This window comes from Pseudomonas sp. GZJR-8 (assembly GCF_002916705.1).
In the GTDB taxonomy this organism is placed as follows: domain Bacteria; phylum Pseudomonadota; class Gammaproteobacteria; order Pseudomonadales; family Pseudomonadaceae; genus Aquipseudomonas; species Aquipseudomonas synxantha_A.
In genome coordinates this window covers 138325-154917 of record NZ_JXSI01000015.1, presented here as the reverse complement: position 1 = coordinate 154917, position 16593 = coordinate 138325, and the positions used below count along the sequence as shown (strand labels likewise).

The following is a 16593-nucleotide window of genomic DNA, read 5'->3' as shown; positions in this document are numbered from 1 at the left end:
CGACACACAAAGCCTGTGCGCCAGCGCATGACTCCAGCCAAACCCCAACCCGCAATCCAGTTCCACCGCACTGGTGCGATACAGCCGCGTCCACTCAAACGGCAAAATCCCGTCCAGCGCGCCATCGGTAAGGGTCAGCAATTCCTCGCCGGTGACCATCGACACCGGGCAACCATGAGTGACCGTCTTATCTGCTGGAGCCGCCGCATCTCCCTTCGGATTCGACGCCACGGCAGGCGCATCATCCACCGATTCCTGGCGGACCAACGTGGTGCGTTGGGTCTTGCTGCGCACCATCGACACCGGGTTCGAAACCAGCGTATCGCCTGCCTTCAACGGCACCACCGGCACGGCCTTGACCGGTGTCGCGGCACTGCTCAGTAACACCGGCTTGGCGACCTCGACATGCGGCCCCAACCCTGGCCCCACTACTTGCTTGGCCAGCAATTCCAACAACGCTCGTGCGCGCCCGGATTTGACGTGACTGAGCACACCAGCCCCCAATCGCACCACTACGCCCATCGCACCCAAGACGCGAATCAGCAGCAGATTGATCAGGACCTCACCGGTAATTTCGCCCCACAGTTCAGCCATCTCCGGCGGCGGGAGCATGCGCATCCAGCTGACCAGCGCCGATAGATAGATAAACAACAGCGGCTCATCACTGAGCACCAGCAAGCCCTGGGCGATCGCGTCACTGCTCAGTGTCAGCAGTTCATCGAGCTCAGTTTGAGAAAGGTATTGCAGCAGTTTTTCGCTGTTGGGCTTGAGGTCCGCCAGCAGCGCCGACAGCTCGCCAATGTTGTCCCACAGGCTGTAAAGCGCCTTGACCATGCCGCTGGCAAAGGCCGCCTCCAGCAGGCGGCGCCGCTCAAGCGGGCGAGCGTCTGCGTAACTTTTCCACTGGGCTTGGAAAGTGTCGGTCCACTCTTTGCGCAGCCGGGCTTCCAGCGCTGCGATCACCGACTGGTAGGAGGCATACAGCGCCTTGAGGTGATCCTGGGAAACGTTGGGGTAAAAGCTCACCCGATATTGCTGGTTGCGATCACACTCGGTGATCTCAAGGATGCCGCTCGGGCCGATGGTCTTGTGGATGGGCTCGCCCAGCGGACCGCCGTTTGGATCAACGCGTTGCAGCATCACCGCTGTGTCGCCGATCGGCACGAACCGCGTGCTCTGGAACATATGCACCAGGGTCAACGTACCGTTGGCCCGGCAGGTGGCGACGGTGCTGCTGGGAAACAGGGAGCGATTGATCGGGGCAACGAGCGTTACCTCATCGCCGACCTTGAACACCTGCTCAAGCTCCAGCGCCGAGAAGCTCCAGAAGCTATTGGCCCAATCGTCAAAGGTGTTCAAGCAATCGCGAAAGTCACGGAAGACGCCTTCAACGTCGACCGTTTTCACGTTCATTGGGGTCAGGGCCAGCCTGCCAATGACCGGGTTCAAGCGCCAACCCCATCAACCGGGGGCGTAACGAAAACAACCATCTGCAATCCCTCGCACTGTTCAATCAGGCGAGGGACTTTGCAGCGGTTCACAGGGCAGGGGAGTAGCGCTTATCCGGCAGTTATGTGGGATGTTTCAGCTAAGGCTAGGCATCCGCTTCGGCTCACCGACGAACCCCGGTTAGACTTACCTGTCGATATCAGCACTGCCCGGCCTGTCGTTAACCAAGGAAGCCTCATGTATCCAAGTCGTCTGTTCTTTTGCCTCATGCCTTTGCTGGTGCTGGCCGGCTGTTCCACCTCCCGTGGCCCGCAGCAACCCGAGCGCAGTGAGGCCGAGGTGAAGGCGCAGATCGTGCGCCTGCTGCCGGCCAAGGTGTCGGACCGCAACGGTTGGGCCCAGGACATCTACACCGCCTTCGACACCCAGAAAATCTACCCCAGCACCGAAAACATCTGCGCCGTGCTGGCGGTGACCGAGCAGGAGTCTACCTATCAGGTCGACCCGCCTGTGCCGGGCATGGGCAAGATCGCCCAGGATGAAATCCTGCGTCGCGCCGGCAAGGTGCATGTGCCCGCGTTCGTGGTACGCAGCGCCCTGCAATTGCGTTCGCCCACCGGCAAAACCTACGCCGACCGCTTGAATGCCGCACGCACGGAGAAGGACTTGAGCGCGATCTTCGATGACTTCATCAGCATGGTGCCCCTGGGTAATACCTTGTTTGGCGGCTTCAACCCGGTGCACACCGCAGGCCCGATGCAGGTCAGTATCGACTTTGCACAAAAACAGGCGCGGGGTTATCCCTACACGGTGGACGGTACGATTCGCCGTGAAGTGTTCACCCGTCGCGGCGGTATGTACTTCGGCATCGCCCATTTGCTCGGCTACCCGGTGAGCTACGACCAGCCGCTGTACCGCTTTGCCGATTTCAATGCCGGTTGGTACGCCAGCCGCAATGCTGCGTTCCAGGCCGCGGTCAGCCGCGTGACGGGCAAAGAGCTGGCGCTGGATGGGGACTTGATCCGCTATGGCTCCCTGCTGCCCGGCACCACCGAACTGGCAGTGCGCTCACTGGGGGCGAAGCTGGACATGCGCAACCCGAGCATCCGCAGCCAGTTGGAGCAGGGCGATCAGTTGGATTTCGAGGACACTACGTTATACAAGCGCGTCTTCAGCCTGGCCGACCAGGCGGCCGGCAAACCGCTGCCACGGGCGATCCTGCCGGGCATTGTGCTCAAGAGCCCGAAGATCACCCGCAACCTGACCACGGCCTGGTTTGCCAAGCGTGTGGATGAGCGCTATCAGCGCTGTATCAAGCGCTGATCAGCTGCGACGCTTGACGAACCGGCGCCACAACCCAACCCACAGCCACACCACCGGGAACGCCAGGATCACAAACGGCAGCACATAGCTGGCACGCTCCAGGGCGTCTGCCGTGCCGTTCACCAGGTTGTCTCCCAGGTGGCTGAACATCCGGCTGAAACGTGACGCTTGGTTCGCACCGTCAGAAGAGCGGAAATTCAGGGTCACGCGATTGGTATCGAGGCGGCGTTGCTGGCCGGCGGCAACCTGGGCCAATGCCTGCAACTCATTTTCAATACTTGCTTGCTCCTTGCTCAGAACGATCAAGTCACTGACGTTGATATCCTTGCGCTTGGCCAGTTCGTCGAGGCGTTGCTGCTGGGCTTGCAGGCGCTGCTGGCGGCGGCGCACATCGTCGACCGCATCGGCCAGGTCTTCGGCGGTAGTGATGCGCTGGCCGAGTTTGCCGCCTTCAGCCGCGAGGGCGACCATCGGTTCCACACCCGTGGGTGCGATCCGCAGGATGATCTGGCCGCCGTTGCTGTCTTCGGTAATGCCAAGGATATTGCAGGCACCAAAGCGTGCCGTTTCACACGCCTCGCGGGTGGCCTGCATACGCGGCGCGAGCAGGGCGCCGGGCAGGGCCAGGGTCAGTTCATGCTCATAGGCCAGTTGCGCCCCGGCCTTGCCCTGTTCGCCATTGATGACCGTGGCGCGAGAGTGGTCCTTGGGTGAGCAACCGGCCAAGGCCAGGCCAGCGAGCAAAATCAACAGCGGCGCGCGAAGCGGGTGGGAATTGCCGTCCAGGTGGCGCATTACGTTTCCTTGAAATGTGCAGGAGAAATTGATCGCGATTAAAGCCGGTCTGGTCCATTAACGCAAAGCATTGCCGGGGATTTGCCTGGCCGATATTGGCATGGGATACGCCATGGCGTTTTCCAGTGAGCCACCGCTGCCGTTGATTACTGCCAGCATGACCTTGGACTACCTGGGCGCCGTGCAGGTGGGGGAGTGGATGGTGGTACGTTTGGAAAGCCACAAGCGCGGGCGGCAGATGGCGTTTGCGACGCTGAGTTTGCAAGTGCAGGAGCGCATTGTCCTGCGTGCGAGTGCGGTGTTTGCGGTGCCACAGGGTGACAGGCAATGAGATCAAATGTGGGAGCTGGCTTGCCTGCGATAGCGGTGTATCAGTCAGCAATAATTTGACTGACACACCGCTATCGCAGGCAAGCCAGCTCCCACCGTCTGACCGAGTGCTTACAGGTAGGGAATCGATAAAAGAAAAGGCCTGGCTTTTCGTGGAACCGGGCCTTTTCTGTGTTGCTCTTATTGGCATGGGGCTACTACGCAGCCCAACGGGAGCAAGCTCCCTCGCCACAATAGCGATCCGATTCAGTTGCGCTCGAGCGCCAGGGCCACGCCTTGGCCGCCGCCGATGCACAGCGTCGCCAAACCTTTTTTGGCGTCGCGCTTGATCATTTCATGCAGCAGGGTCACCAGCACGCGGCAGCCTGAGGCGCCAATCGGGTGGCCGATGGCGATCGCGCCGCCGTTGACGTTGACTTTATCGGCGTCCCATTCCAGCTCTTTGCCCACTGCCAAAGATTGCGCAGCGAAGGCTTCGTTGGCTTCGATCAGGTCCAGGTCTGCCAACTGCCAGCCGGCCTTGTCCAGGCAGCGGCGAGTGGCCGATACCGGACCGATGCCCATGATGGCCGGGTCCACGCCCGCATTGGCGTAGCTGGCGATACGCGCAAGTACAGGCAAGCCGAGGGCGCGGGCTTTGTCGGCGCTCATCAGCAGCACGGCGGCGGCGCCGTCGTTGAGGCTGGAGGCGTTGCCGGCGGTGACGCTGCCGTCTTTCTTGAATGCCGGCTTGAGCTTGGCCAGGGACTCGGCCGTGGTACCGGCGCGGGGTTGTTCGTCCACCGCGAAAGCCACCGGGTCGCCTTTGCGCTGGGGAATCAGGATCGGGGTGATCTCGTCGGCAAAACGTCCGGCCTCAATGGCAGCGGCGGCTTTTTGCTGGGAGGCGGCGGCGAACGCATCCTGGGCTTCACGGCTGATGCCGTACTTGTCTACCAGGTTCTCGGCGGTGATGCCCATGTGGTAGTCGTTGAATGCGTCCCACAGGCCGTCGGTGATCATGCTGTCGATCATCTTCGCGTGGCCCATGCGCAAACCGGTGCGCGCGGCGGGTAGTACGTAGGGTGCCAGGCTCATGTTTTCCATGCCGCCGGCAATGATCACCTCGGCGTCGCCGCAACGAATGGCCTGTGCGCCCAGGTGCAGGGCCTTGAGGCCCGAGCCGCAAACCTTGTTCAGGGTCAGGCTCGGCACGGCGTGGGGCAGGCCGGCGAGGATCGAAGCCTGGCGCGCCGGGTTCTGGCCGCTGCCTGCAGTGAGCACCTGGCCGAGGATCACTTCATCGACTTGGGCCGGGTCCAGGCCGGTCTGCTCCAGCAGGCGACGGATCACCGCGGCACCCAGTTCCGGGGCCGGAATACTCGCCAGCGAACCTTGAAAGCTGCCCACGGCGGTGCGGGTGGCAGCAACAATCACGACGTCTTGCATGGAATCTGTCCTCACTGGAAGTGCATTTCTGGAACGTGGTCCGGGACGATCAGTTTACCGGCGGTCTTGCTCACAATCTCTTCAACACTGACGCCAGGTGCGCGTTCCTTGAGGACAAAAGCGCCATTTTCGATTTCCAGGTACGCCAGGTCCGTGAGCACACGCTTGATGCAGTTGGCGCCGGTCAGCGGCAGGCTGCATTGGCTGAGCAACTTGGACTCACCGTCCTTGGATGCGTGGGTCATGATCACGATGATATTTTCCGCACCGGCCACCAGGTCCATAGCACCGCCCATGCCCTTGACCAGCTTGCCGGGGATCATCCACGAGGCAATGTTGCCTTGTACGTCCACTTCAAACGCGCCGAGTACCGTGAGGTCGACATGCCCGCCGCGAATCATCGCGAAGGATTCGGCGGAGGAGAAGATCGAAGCACCGATGCGCGCGGTCACAGTCTGTTTACCGGCGTTGATCATGTCGGCATCAATGGTCTCTTCAGTCGGAAACGGTCCCATGCCGAGCAGGCCGTTTTCCGATTGCAGCATCACTTCCATGCCGTCGGGGATGTAATTGGCCACCAGGGTCGGAATGCCGATGCCCAGGTTCACGTAGTAACCGTCCTGCATTTCGCGGGCGACGCGTTGAGCCATTTGTTCGCGGGTAAGAGCCATGGTTGTTTCCTCTTATTGTTCTGGACGTGGATTATTTGCGGACGGTGCGCTGTTCGATGCGCTTCTCGAAGGTGCCGCAGATGATCCGGTCGACGTAGATGCCAGGGGTGTGGATCTGCGACGGGTCCAGCTCGCCCGGTTCGACGATTTCCTCGACTTCGACCACGGTGATCTTGCCCGCGGTGGCGGCCAGCGGGTTGAAGTTCTGGGCGGTGTGGCGGTAGATGACGTTGCCGAAGTGGTCGGCTTTCCAGCCTTTGACGATGGCGAAATCGCCGGTGATGGACTCTTCCATCAAATACGGGCGGCCGTTGAATTCGCGGGTCTCCTTGCCTTCGGCAACTGGGGTGCCGACACCGGTGGCGGTGAAGAAGGCCGGGATGCCGGCGCCGCCTGCGCGCATTTTTTCCGCGAGGGTGCCCTGGGGGGTGAGGACTACTTCGATTTCGCCGCTGAGCAGCTGCTTCTCGAACAAGGCGTTTTCACCCACATAAGAGGCGATCACCTTGCTGATCTGTTTTTCTTCGAGCAGCACGCCCAGGCCGAAGCCATCGACGCCGCAGTTGTTGGAAACCACCGTCAGGTCGCGGGTGCCTTTGCGCTTGATCTCGGCAATGAGGTTTTCCGGAATGCCACACAGGCCAAAACCGCCGGAGAGCACGGTCATGCCGTCTTCCAGGCCTGCCAGTGCTTCTTCATAGGACGCCACGCGTTTATCGAAACCTGCCATATGCACCTCTTTTATTGTTTGTGGTCCAGCCAGTGCGTTGAGTGTTGCGCCAGTGGATTGATTTGTTAAGTTGTTTTTTAAGGTTGATTGATTTAGAAAACAGCATAGTCCAACTGCTGTCTGGAGCTGCCTCATGACCGTCAAACAGATGCGTGCCTTTCTCGCCGTTGCTCAGAGTCTGAGTTTTGCTGCTGCCTGCGAGCGCCTGCACCTTTCTCAGTCGGCACTGAGCTTGACCATCAAGGGGCTGGAAGAAGGGTTGGGCGGGCGCCTGTTCAGCCGCAATACCCGTAACGTCGCGCTGACCCCCGAGGGCGAATCGCTGTTGCCCCTGGCGCGACGGTTGATTGCCGACTGGGACAACGCCGAGGACGAACTGCGCCAGCGTTTTACCCTGCAACGCGGGCGCGTGACGGTGGCGGCCATGCCGTCGTTTGCCGGTAACCTGTTGCCGCCGATCCTGAAGATCTTCCGCGCACGTTACCCTCAGGTGAACGTGACGGTGCATGACCTGATCAACGAGCAAGTGCTGGAGATGGTGCGCGACCGTCAGGTGGAGTTGGGCGTGGCATTCGAGCCGTCCGAAGGGTCATCGTTGGCATTTACGCCGTTATATCTGGATCGCTTTATCGCCGTGGTGCCAGGGGATTCGCCGTTGGCTCAGCGTGCCGAGATCGATTGGAAAACCTTGCTGGAGCAGCCGTTTATCACGTTACAACGCCCCTCCACGGTACGGGTGATGTTGGAAGAACACCTTGGCGCCTTGCAGATGAAATTGCCCGTAGCGTTGGAAAGCCATCAACTGGCGACCGTGGGGAAGATGGTCGCCAGCGGGCTGGGCGTCAGCGCTGTGCCAGCGTTATGTGCCCGGCAGATGGAGGAGGCGGGTGCTCATTGCATTACCTTGACCGGCCCGGTGATCGAGCGGCCAATTGGCGTGTTGACCAAACCGGGCCATGAGTTGTCGGCGGCGGCGCAAGTGTTGTTCGATATTTTTCGGGATGAGGCGGGGAAGGGCAGGTTTCCAACTTTCTAACGTTATAAAAAATGCGGGAGCTGGCAAGCCAGCTCCCGCATTGATTGAGTAATACTTAGTAGTAGCGGTCGATCACTTTAACTTGCGAGCTGTCTTTGAAAGATGCCCAGGCATTGTTGAGTGTATCGAACACCTGCTCGATAAAGTTTCGATCAGCCGCAGCTTTCTTTCCGACATAGCCCTGGCCACGGCGGTACATCTTCAGGCGCGCCGCCAGTTCACGGTTATTGCGGTCGAACTCGGCTTCTTCGGTATGGGGCGCCAGGCAGTCAATTTGCACTTCGCCCGATTTGCCAATCCACAGGATATGGTCGTCGAGTGTGTCTTTCTGCGCTGCGAACATCTCAGCCAATTCATCGATAGTTGGTTGGTTGTTCAGATTCATGTGTAAGCCCCTTGACCAGTTGGCGATCTATCAATTGATTCGTTAAAACTGCGTAGTTGTCTCCGGTTCCGAAAACCGGGCGTCAGTGACGGTCTGCCGAATACGGGCAGGGTCTTGAACCTGATGCATGTAGTCTTGCTGATGAACTGCTACGCAACGCTTTCATAACGAAGACAAGCAGCGTTTTAGCTCCTTGTACCGGACCCTTTCGGGGCTGGTCAGCTTCATCAATCTGCCTTGTGGGCAGTGCACATCCGGAAAAACAGCTCGGCGGTCAGACGAGCCTGTTCAAAACGCTTGTTACCAACGCTCCCGATCCGGGAGACGTCTAGATCATGCAAGGACAAAAAGGTTACGTCAACGATTATGTAGTGATTATTTTTGATCACTACATAATTTGTTGTGGGGGCGGGGGAATGCGGGAAAACGTGACTTGGGCGTCATTTTTTGGAGGTGCAGGTCGGGCGTTTCAACCCTCCTGTAGGAGCCGGTCGACGAGCAACGGCAGTAGCTGCTCGCAGGAGGCCTGGATTTTAACCTGCAGCAGCTCATCCCCGCGTGTCTTGCCCAGATTGATCGCAATCACCGGCTTACCCCGCTCGACCATGGCCTTGCACAATCGGAACGCCGAATAGGCCATCAGTGACGACCCCACCACCAGCAGGCCCTCAGCGTGTTCTACCGCCGCCATCGCCTTCAGCGCCGTCGCCGGTGCGACATTCTCGCCAAAGAACACCACGTCAGGTTTGAGCCGCTCGCCGTTGCAATGGGGGCAGTGGGGCACCTGGAAGTGTTGTTCAAACGCCGGATCGAGCAAGGTGTCGCCATCCGGCGCTTGCACGGCGTGAACCTGCGCCATATGCGGGTTATCAACTTCCATTTGCCGCTGGATCACATCGCGCTCGCTGCGCAGTTGGCAATCCAGGCACAGCACCCGATGCAAGCTGCCGTGCAACTCGATCACGTCATGGCTGCCGGCCTGGTCATGCAAGGTGTCGACGTTCTGTGTGATCAGCCCGCTGATATGGCCACGGTGTTGCAGTGTCGCCAGTGCCAGGTGAGCCTTGTTCGGCTGCGCAATGCGCACACGCGGCCAACCCAGCATCGCCCGTGCCCAGTAACGGCGTCGCGCATCCGGGGTGGCAAGAAATTCCTGGTACATCATCGGTGCTTTGCCCCGGCGTACACCTTCACTGTCGCGGTAATCCGGGATGCCCGACGAGGTGCTGATGCCTGCGCCGGTCAAGGCTAAAAAGCGTCGTTCAGCCATAGCCCGGTGCAGGATTTCGAGGTGGTCTGCCTGATGTTCCAGCGTGTCGAGCATGGTGTCTCCTATTCGCCGCGGATGTATTGCTCCAGCTGTTTGATCAGATCAGCCTGTTCGGCGATGGCTTCCTTCACCAAGTCACCGATGGACAGCAGGCCCAACAGTTCGCCGTCTTCGACCACCGGTAGGTGGCGCAGGTGACTGTCCGTCATGATGTTCATGCATTCCTCGACACTTTTATGGGTGTCGACGGTGATGACGGGAGAGCTCATAACATCGTCGACCCGAGTGGTCACCGACGACAGGCCTTTGAGAATGAGTTTACGTGCGTAATCACGCTCGCTGATGATCCCTACGACCGCACCTTCCTTGACGACTGGCAAGGCACCGACGTTTTTCTCCGACATCCGCACCAGCGCTTCGAACACCGTGTGGTCCCATTGAATGGTGTGGACGTCCTGGTTTTTCTGATCCTTGGCTTTGAGCAATTGTGCGACGGTTTTCATGGCGGCCACTCCGGTGTTGTTCTTAGGTAGTCAGGGTCCCCTAAAGAATCCTAGACGGCCTGCGGCAGGGCAAGACCCAAAGCGGCGTTAAACCTGTCGAAAAACGTCATTTGCCGGATTTTTACGCGTTCTAGCCCGCCGTTGTCGGTTTCTTTGTGCGCTTTGGACTGGCCGCAGCCCTGCGTGGAGCGCTCTTGCGTTTCTTCTTCCAGGGCGTGGCACCTCGACCTGCCGGGCTGGCGGGGCCGGTGATGGTCATGCGCATACCGTTACAGCGCGCCACCTGCTTGCTCATCCACGCCGCCTGCTTGGCAACGAATTCTTCCAGGCTCATTTCGCCGCTTTGCACCATGTCCAGCGCTTGTTCCCAGATGGCGGTGGTGCCTGGGTCGGCAATGGCGCGGGGCACCGCGTCAATCAGGCTGAACGCGGCTGGGGTTGCCGACAGGGCTTTGCCGTTTTTCATCAGGTAACCGCGGTCCAGCAAGCCCTGGATGATCCCGGCGCGAGTGGCTTCGGTGCCGATGCCGGTGGTGTCCTTGAGCTTTTGCTTGAGCAGCGGGTCTTGCACCAGTTTGGCGACGTTTTTCATCGCCTTGATCAGGTCGCCTTCGGTAAAGGGCTTGGGCGGTTGGGTCCACAGGTCCTTGAGGTTGACCTTGGCCACGGCGTAGTCCTGGTCCTGTACCAGCGTCGGCAAGGCCTGGGGGGCGGGTGCTTCACGGCCTTTGGCGGGCGCCAGTGCCTCGGGCAATGCGCGTTTCCAGCCCGCTTCGATGATGACCTTGCCCACCGCACGCAACGCCTGGCCGGCACAGTCGAAATCTGCCTGGGTGCGGTCGTATTCATGGTTGGGCAGGAACTGCGCCAGGTAGCGCGCGCGTATCAAGGTGTAGACCGCACGGTGCTTGCCGGTCAGTTGGCTTAAATCCTTGCCCGCCCCAGTGGGGATGATGCCGTGGTGGGCGCTGACCTTGGCGTCATTCCAGGCCCGCGAGCGGCGTTGAGGGTCGATGTGCGGCATCAATTCGTTGACCGCCGCATCCGCACGGCCCAGCGCCGAGAGGATCTTTGGCGCCTCACTGTGCTGGCTCAACGGCAGGTAGCCGCAATCGCTGCGCGGGTAGGTGATGACCTTATGAGTTTCGTAGAGGGATTGGGCAATATCCAGGGTTTCCTGGGCGCCCAGGCCGAGCTTTTTGGAACAGATTTCCTGCAGTGTGCCGAGGTCAAAGGGCAGGGGGGCAACTTCGCGCATGCGTTCGGTGCGCAGCTTTACCAGCCGCGCCGTGTTCGCGTTGCCCATGGCGTCGGCCGCGTCCCGCGCCAGTTGCGGGTTGAGGCAACGGTCCTGATCATCGCAGGCATCTTCATGGGCGCGCCACTGGGCGGTGAAGGTCATGCTTTCGTGACGCAGGTCGACATCAATGGCCCAATACGCCACCGGTACGAAATCGGCGATGCTGCGATCACGGTCCACCACCAGGCGCAGGGTCGGGGTTTGCACCCGGCCTACTGGCAATACGCCCTGATAGCCGGATTGGCGCCCCAGTAGGGTAAACAGGCGGCTCATGTTCATGCCGATCAGCCAGTCGGCGCGGGAGCGGCCCAGGGCCGAGTGATACAGGCTGAAGGTTTCGGCGCCCGGCTTGAGCGCCGCCAGGGCCTTGCGAATGGAGGCCTCGTCCAGTGCCGACAGCCATAGCCGCTGGATCGGCCCACGGTAGCGGCAATGCTCCACCAGTTCACGGGCGATCATCTCGCCCTCACGGTCAGCATCGGTGGCGATCACCAGCTCCTGGGCTTCCCCCAGCAAGCGCTTGACCGCCTTGTACTGGCTGGCGGTCTTGGGCTTGACCAGCATCTTCCATTTTTCCGGAACGATCGGCAGGTCGGCCAGCACCCAGCGTTTGTATTTGGCGTCGTAGGCGTCGGGCGGGGCAGTTTCCAACAGGTGCCCGATGCACCAGGTGACAGTAACTCCATTGCCCAGCCAGCAGCCGTCGCCGCGGCGTGTGGCGCCGAGCACGGCCGCGATATCCTTGGCCTGGGAGGGTTTTTCACAGAGGTACAGCCGCATGGTCATCACATCAGATCGGGTTGATGCCTTGCAGGATGCTTAGTCAGAAGGATTTGAGCAACCATTATCTGTATGGATGTACAGCAATTTGTATGAGCAACAACAACCAAAATGTGGGAGGGGGGCTTGCTCCCTCCCACAAGGGATCTTCGGTGTTCAAACGAACTCAGTTGTTATCGATATCCACATGCCGGGTTTCTTTGAGGCAGAACAAACCGACGATCAAGCTCACCCCAGTCACCACCACCGGGTACCACAGGCCATAGAAGATATCGCCGGTGTACACCACCAGGGCAAAGGATACGGTCGGCAGGAACCCGCCAAACCAGCCGTTGCCGATATGGTAGGGCAGGGACATCGACGTGTAGCGGATACGCGTCGGAAACAGCTCCACCATCAGCGCCGCCAATGGCCCGTAGCACATGGCCGCGATCAGGATCAGCACGACGATCAGCACCACCACCATCACCTTGTTGACCTGGGCCACGTCCGCCGAAGACGGGTAGCCGGCCAGGGTCACGGCGCCACGCAGTGCCGCCTCGTCAAAGCCGTCGATGCGCACATCACCCACGCTCACCTGCACCGGGCTGCCTGCCGGAGCGGCGGCACTGCTGTAGGGCAGGCCCTGCTTGACCAGGAAGGTCTTGACCTTGTCGCATGGGCTGTCAAAACGCGCCTTGCCCACCGGGTCGAACTGGAAAGTACAGGTGGCCGGGTCGGCCAGCACGGTAATCGGCGCCTGTCGGCTGGCCTGGTCCATCGCTGGGTTGGTGTAGTGCGCCAGGCCCTTGAAGATCGGGAAGTACAGCGCGGTCGCCAGCAGCAGGCCGAGCATCAGCACCGGCTTGCGCCCGACCTTGTCCGACAGCCAGCCAAACAGGATAAAGAACGGCGCGCCAATCACCACGCTGATGATCAGCAACATATTGGCCAGGGCCGGGTCCATGCGCAGGAACTGGGTCAGGAAGAACAGCACATAGAACTGCGCCGCGTAAAAGGTCACGGCCTGCCCGCCGTTGATACTGAACAGCGCGATCAATACGACCTTGAGGTTTTCCCATTTACCGAACGATTCGCGGATCGGCGCCTTGCTGGCCTTGCCTTCTTCTTTCATTTTCAGGAAGGCCGGCGACTCGTGCAGGCTCATGCGGATCCAGGTCGAGATGCCCAGCAGCACGATGGAAAACAGGAACGGAATGCGCCAGCCCCACACTTCGAACTGATCGCCCGTGAAGTAACGGCAGGCCAGCACCACCAGCAACGACAGCAACAGGCCGAGGGTGGCGGTGGATTGAATCCAGCTGGTATGCAGGCCGCGCTTGCCGGGTGGCGCATGTTCGGCCACATAGGTGGCCGCGCCGCCGTACTCGCCGCCCAGCGCCAAGCCCTGCAACATACGCAGTACGATCAGGATGATCGGTGCGGCGATGCCGATGCTGGCGTAGGTCGGCAGCAGCCCGACGCAGAAGGTTGCCACGCCCATCAAAATGATGGTGACCAGGAAGGTGTACTTGCGCCCGATCATGTCGCCCAGGCGGCCGAACACCAATGCTCCGAACGGGCGCACCACGAAGCCTGCGGCGAAGGCCATCAAGGCAAAGATAAACGCAGTGGTGTCGTTGACCCCGGCAAAGAACTGCTTGCTGATCACCGCCGCCAGGGCGCCGTAGAGGAAAAAGTCATACCACTCGAACACCGTCCCCAGGGACGAGGCGAAGATGACTTTTCTTGATTCGTTGGCAGTGCTTGCACTGGCCGCCGAGCCCAGGGGTTGAGCATGTTCTGACATTGGGTGTCCCTCACAGTGATTATTTATTGTTGTCCCACTGTCGGCGCCAACTTCGGCGCCGCTGTTTTTCTTCATATATCGTCAACGATTACGCGGGGTGCCCTGCGGTGCGCGGTGCGGGTGGGTTTTTCGCGAGCAAGCTCGCGCCTACAGTGTTCGGTGAAAGGATCAACTGCGCGGCCTTCTCGGCGATCATCAGCGTCGGTGAGCAGGTATTGCCGGAGGTGATGCGCGGCATGATCGACGCATCGGCAATGCGCAGCCCGGGGATGCCATGCACACGCAGTTGGCTGTCGACCACGGCGTCCTTGTCATCGCCCATGCGGCAGGTGCCCACCGGGTGGAAAATGGTGGTGCCGATGCGTGCCGCGGCTTCGTGCAGTTGTGCTTCTGTTTGCAGCGCATCGCCAGGCAGGTATTCCACCGGCTTGAACTGGCTCAAGGCGGGCGCGGCGACGATGCGCCGGGTCAGGCGGATGGCGTCGGCGGCCACGCGCAAGTCCTCGGGGTGGCTGAGGTAGTTGGGTTGTATCAGCGGGGCATCCGCCGGGTTGGCCGAGCGAATATCCACGCGGCCGCGGCTTTGCGGGCGCAGGTCGCAGACCGACGCGGTAAACGCCGGGAAGCCGTGCAACGGTTCGCCAAAGCGCTCCAGGGACAGCGGCTGCACATGGTATTCAAGGTTGGCCGACGTCTGCTCCGGCCCGGAGCGGGCAAATGCGCCAAGCTGGCTGGGCGCCATCGACAGCGGACCGCTGCGGTCGTACAGGTAGCGCAGGCCCATGCCCATCTTGCCCCACAGCGTGCCGGCGATCTGGTTCAGGGTGCGCGCATTTTCCAGTTTGTAGATCAGGCGCAGTTGCAGGTGATCTTGCAGGTTGCCGCCCACGCCCGGCAGTTCATGCACCACATCAATGCCCAACGGTTTGAGCACGTTGGTGGGGCCGATCCCGGAACGCTGCAGAATGCCCGGCGAGCCCACGGCACCGGCGCACAATATGATCTCCTTGCGCGCTTTCCAGCTGAGCTGTCGGCCGTGTTGGCGCCCGACAACCTGGGAGGCCCGGCCGTTTTCCAGCAGCACACGGTCGACCTCCACCTCCGTCAACACAGTCAGGTTGGGGCGTTGGCGGATCGGCTTGAGAAACGCCTTCGCCGCATTCCAGCGCACCCCGGCCTTCTGGTTGACCTGGAAGTAGCCGCAGCCTTCGTTGTCGCCCTGGTTGAAATCATTGATGTTGGCGATGCCGCTCTGGGCTGCCGCCTCACGAAACGCATCGAGGATTGGCCACGACAGGCGCTGCTGCTCGACGCGCCACTCGCCACCATCGCTGTGGAATTCCGAGCCACCGGCAAAGTGGTTTTCGCTGTGTTTGAACAGCGGCAACACATCCTTCCAGGCCCAGCCCGGGTTGCCTGCTGCCGCCCAGCCGTCGTAGTCCTGGGCTTGGCCGCGCATGTAGATCATGCCGTTGATGGACGAGCAGCCGCCGAGCACTTTGCCCCGTGGGTAACTCAGGGCGCGACCTTGCAGGCCGGCCTGCGCTTCGGTTTTGAAGCACCAGTCGGTGCGCGGGTTGCCGATGCAGAACAGGTAGCCGACGGGGATGTGGATCCAGGGGTAATTATCGCGGCCACCGGCTTCGAGCAGCAGGACGCGGTGGGCCGGGTTGGCGGACAAACGATTGGCCAGCAGGCAACCGGCGGGGCCGGCGCCGACCACGATGTAATCGTATTCAGCAGTTGCAATGGGCATCTGGGGGCTCGCTTGTTTTTCTTGTTGGCCCCATCCTAGTTGTTAGTTTTCGTCTTAAAAATGTTAGTTTTTACCCAGCTGCTGTGCGTTTTTAAACAGCGCGGTCCGGGCTCAGGCAATGGAGGCGATATGTTCGACTGGAATGACCTGCGGTTTTTTCTCGAGTTGCAGCGCAGTGGCCGCCTGCTCACCGCCGCGCAACGCTTGAAAACCACGCATGCCACCGTGGCCCGGCATATCGAGGCCATCGAGAAAAGCCTCGGCACCGCGCTGTTTGTGCAACACGCCCAAGGCTACGAATTGACACCCGCGGGCGAGGCGCTGCTCAAACATGCCGAAGTCATGGAGAACGTGGCGCTGCTGGCCGAAGACGAACTCACCCACTCAGCCGCGCCCTTGGGCAAGATACGTCTGGGGGTGGCCGAAGGTCTGGGCGTGATGTTCCTCGCCGGGCGCATGGGCGGGTTGTTCGAGCGTTACCCAGGTCTGGAAGTGGAGCTGGTGGCCGTACCGCGTTTTGTCAGCATCCTCAATCGCGAAGCGGAGATCAGCATCCACCTGGAACGCCCCAGCGTCGATCAATTGGTGACACGCAAACTCACCGACTACCGTCTGGCGCTGTATGCCAGCCGCGCTTATCTTGCGCGCAACCCGCCGATCGAAAAGCGCGAAGACCTCGCCGCCCATGCCTGGATCGATTACGTCGATGACCTGCTGTTCAGCCAGGAACTGAAGTTCCTCAACAGCTTCTGTCGCAACCCCAAGGTGGTGTTCCACAGCACCAGCGTGATCGCCCAGCACCAGGCGGCGCGTTCGGGGTTGGGCATTGCCGTGTTGCCATGCTTTATGGCGGCGGGCGACAAGGATTTGGTGCCGTTGCTGCCGGCAGAGAGCATCCAGCGCAGCTACTGGATCAGCTCGCGCCGAGAGCTGCACAAGTCTGTGCGGTTGCGGGTGTTGTGGGATTATGTGGTGGAGTTGTGTGCACGGGAGCAGCATTTACTACTCGGCGAATCCCGCTGACACACACGGACTAAAAGGTGCGAGC

At 60.7% G+C, this 16593-nt stretch carries 14 protein-coding genes and 1 pseudogene; 4 read left to right on the top strand and 11 right to left on the bottom strand.

Annotation, left to right across the window (positions count from 1 at the left end; translation table 11 throughout):
* The coding region (locus TK42_RS24415) for a DUF6531 domain-containing protein (protein WP_256584796.1) at positions 1-1413 on the bottom strand (1413 nt) is incomplete at its 3' end.
* A gap of 273 nt (positions 1414-1686) precedes the next feature.
* Between TK42_RS24415 and TK42_RS24410 the strand changes: the two genes are divergently transcribed.
* Positions 1687-2772, top strand: a complete 1086-nt coding sequence (locus TK42_RS24410; RefSeq protein WP_078820862.1) for a DUF1615 domain-containing protein — start codon at positions 1687-1689, stop codon at positions 2770-2772.
* Here TK42_RS24410 and TK42_RS24405 read toward each other — a convergent pair whose 3' ends face one another.
* Positions 2773-3567 (bottom strand): DUF4349 domain-containing protein, encoded by a 795-nt coding sequence (locus TK42_RS24405; RefSeq protein WP_032876770.1) that lies wholly within the window; start codon positions 3565-3567, stop codon positions 2773-2775. It abuts the gene before it with no gap.
* Between the two features lie 85 nt (positions 3568-3652).
* Here TK42_RS24405 and TK42_RS24400 point away from each other — a divergent pair.
* A pseudogene (locus TK42_RS24400) lies at positions 3653-3898 on the top strand (PaaI family thioesterase); the annotation flags it as partial.
* A 245-nt stretch (positions 3899-4143) separates the two neighbouring features.
* Here the strand turns inward: TK42_RS24400 and TK42_RS24395 are convergent.
* From TK42_RS24395 to TK42_RS24385, 3 genes are read right to left on the bottom strand one after another with little or no spacing between them, the layout of a single operon-like run.
* Positions 4144-5325, bottom strand: coding sequence for an acetyl-CoA C-acetyltransferase (locus TK42_RS24395; protein ID WP_078820863.1), 1182 nt, complete (start codon positions 5323-5325; stop codon positions 4144-4146).
* Between the two features lie 11 nt (positions 5326-5336).
* Positions 5337-5996, bottom strand: a complete 660-nt coding sequence (locus TK42_RS24390; protein ID WP_005786928.1) for a CoA transferase subunit B — start codon at positions 5994-5996, stop codon at positions 5337-5339.
* Positions 5997-6027: 31 nt separating this feature from the next.
* Positions 6028-6726, bottom strand: a complete 699-nt coding sequence (locus TK42_RS24385; RefSeq protein WP_103735352.1) for a CoA transferase subunit A — start codon at positions 6724-6726, stop codon at positions 6028-6030.
* 133 nt (positions 6727-6859) lie between these two features.
* Between TK42_RS24385 and TK42_RS24380 the strand changes: the two genes are divergently transcribed.
* Entirely contained in the window at positions 6860-7762 is a 903-nt protein-coding gene (locus tag TK42_RS24380; protein WP_032876764.1) for a LysR family transcriptional regulator, read from the top strand.
* A gap of 55 nt (positions 7763-7817) precedes the next feature.
* On the opposite strand, the gene TK42_RS24375 is transcribed toward TK42_RS24380, so the two are convergent.
* The 6 genes from TK42_RS24375 to TK42_RS24350 all read right to left on the bottom strand — a co-directional run bounded on the left by TK42_RS24375 (position 7818) and on the right by TK42_RS24350 (position 15545).
* The gene (locus tag TK42_RS24375) at positions 7818-8147 is read right to left on the bottom strand and encodes a hypothetical protein (protein WP_003190335.1); all 330 of its coding nucleotides are present in this window, start codon (positions 8145-8147) and stop codon (positions 7818-7820) included.
* A gap of 469 nt (positions 8148-8616) precedes the next feature.
* Complete coding sequence (locus TK42_RS24370; protein ID WP_103735351.1) at positions 8617-9471, bottom strand: NAD-dependent protein deacetylase; 855 nt, start codon at positions 9469-9471, stop codon at positions 8617-8619.
* Positions 9472-9479: 8 nt separating this feature from the next.
* Positions 9480-9920 (bottom strand): CBS domain-containing protein, encoded by a 441-nt coding sequence (locus tag TK42_RS24365; RefSeq protein ID WP_103735350.1) that lies wholly within the window; start codon positions 9918-9920, stop codon positions 9480-9482.
* A 130-nt stretch (positions 9921-10050) separates the two neighbouring features.
* Positions 10051-12000 (bottom strand): DNA topoisomerase III, encoded by a 1950-nt coding sequence (locus TK42_RS24360; protein WP_103735355.1) that lies wholly within the window; start codon positions 11998-12000, stop codon positions 10051-10053.
* A 166-nt stretch (positions 12001-12166) separates the two neighbouring features.
* Positions 12167-13789 carry an MFS transporter gene (locus tag TK42_RS24355; RefSeq protein WP_005786943.1) on the bottom strand — a complete coding sequence of 541 codons (1623 nt, stop codon included), beginning with the start codon at positions 13787-13789 and terminating at the stop codon, positions 12167-12169.
* Between the two features lie 88 nt (positions 13790-13877).
* On the bottom strand, positions 13878-15545 hold the full coding sequence (locus tag TK42_RS24350) for a GMC family oxidoreductase (RefSeq protein ID WP_103735349.1): 1668 nt from the start codon (positions 15543-15545) through the stop codon (positions 13878-13880).
* 129 nt (positions 15546-15674) lie between these two features.
* Between TK42_RS24350 and TK42_RS24345 the strand changes: the two genes are divergently transcribed.
* Positions 15675-16568 (top strand): LysR family transcriptional regulator, encoded by an 894-nt coding sequence (locus TK42_RS24345; RefSeq protein ID WP_032876753.1) that lies wholly within the window; start codon positions 15675-15677, stop codon positions 16566-16568.
* The last annotated feature ends 25 nt before the right edge of the window (positions 16569-16593 follow it).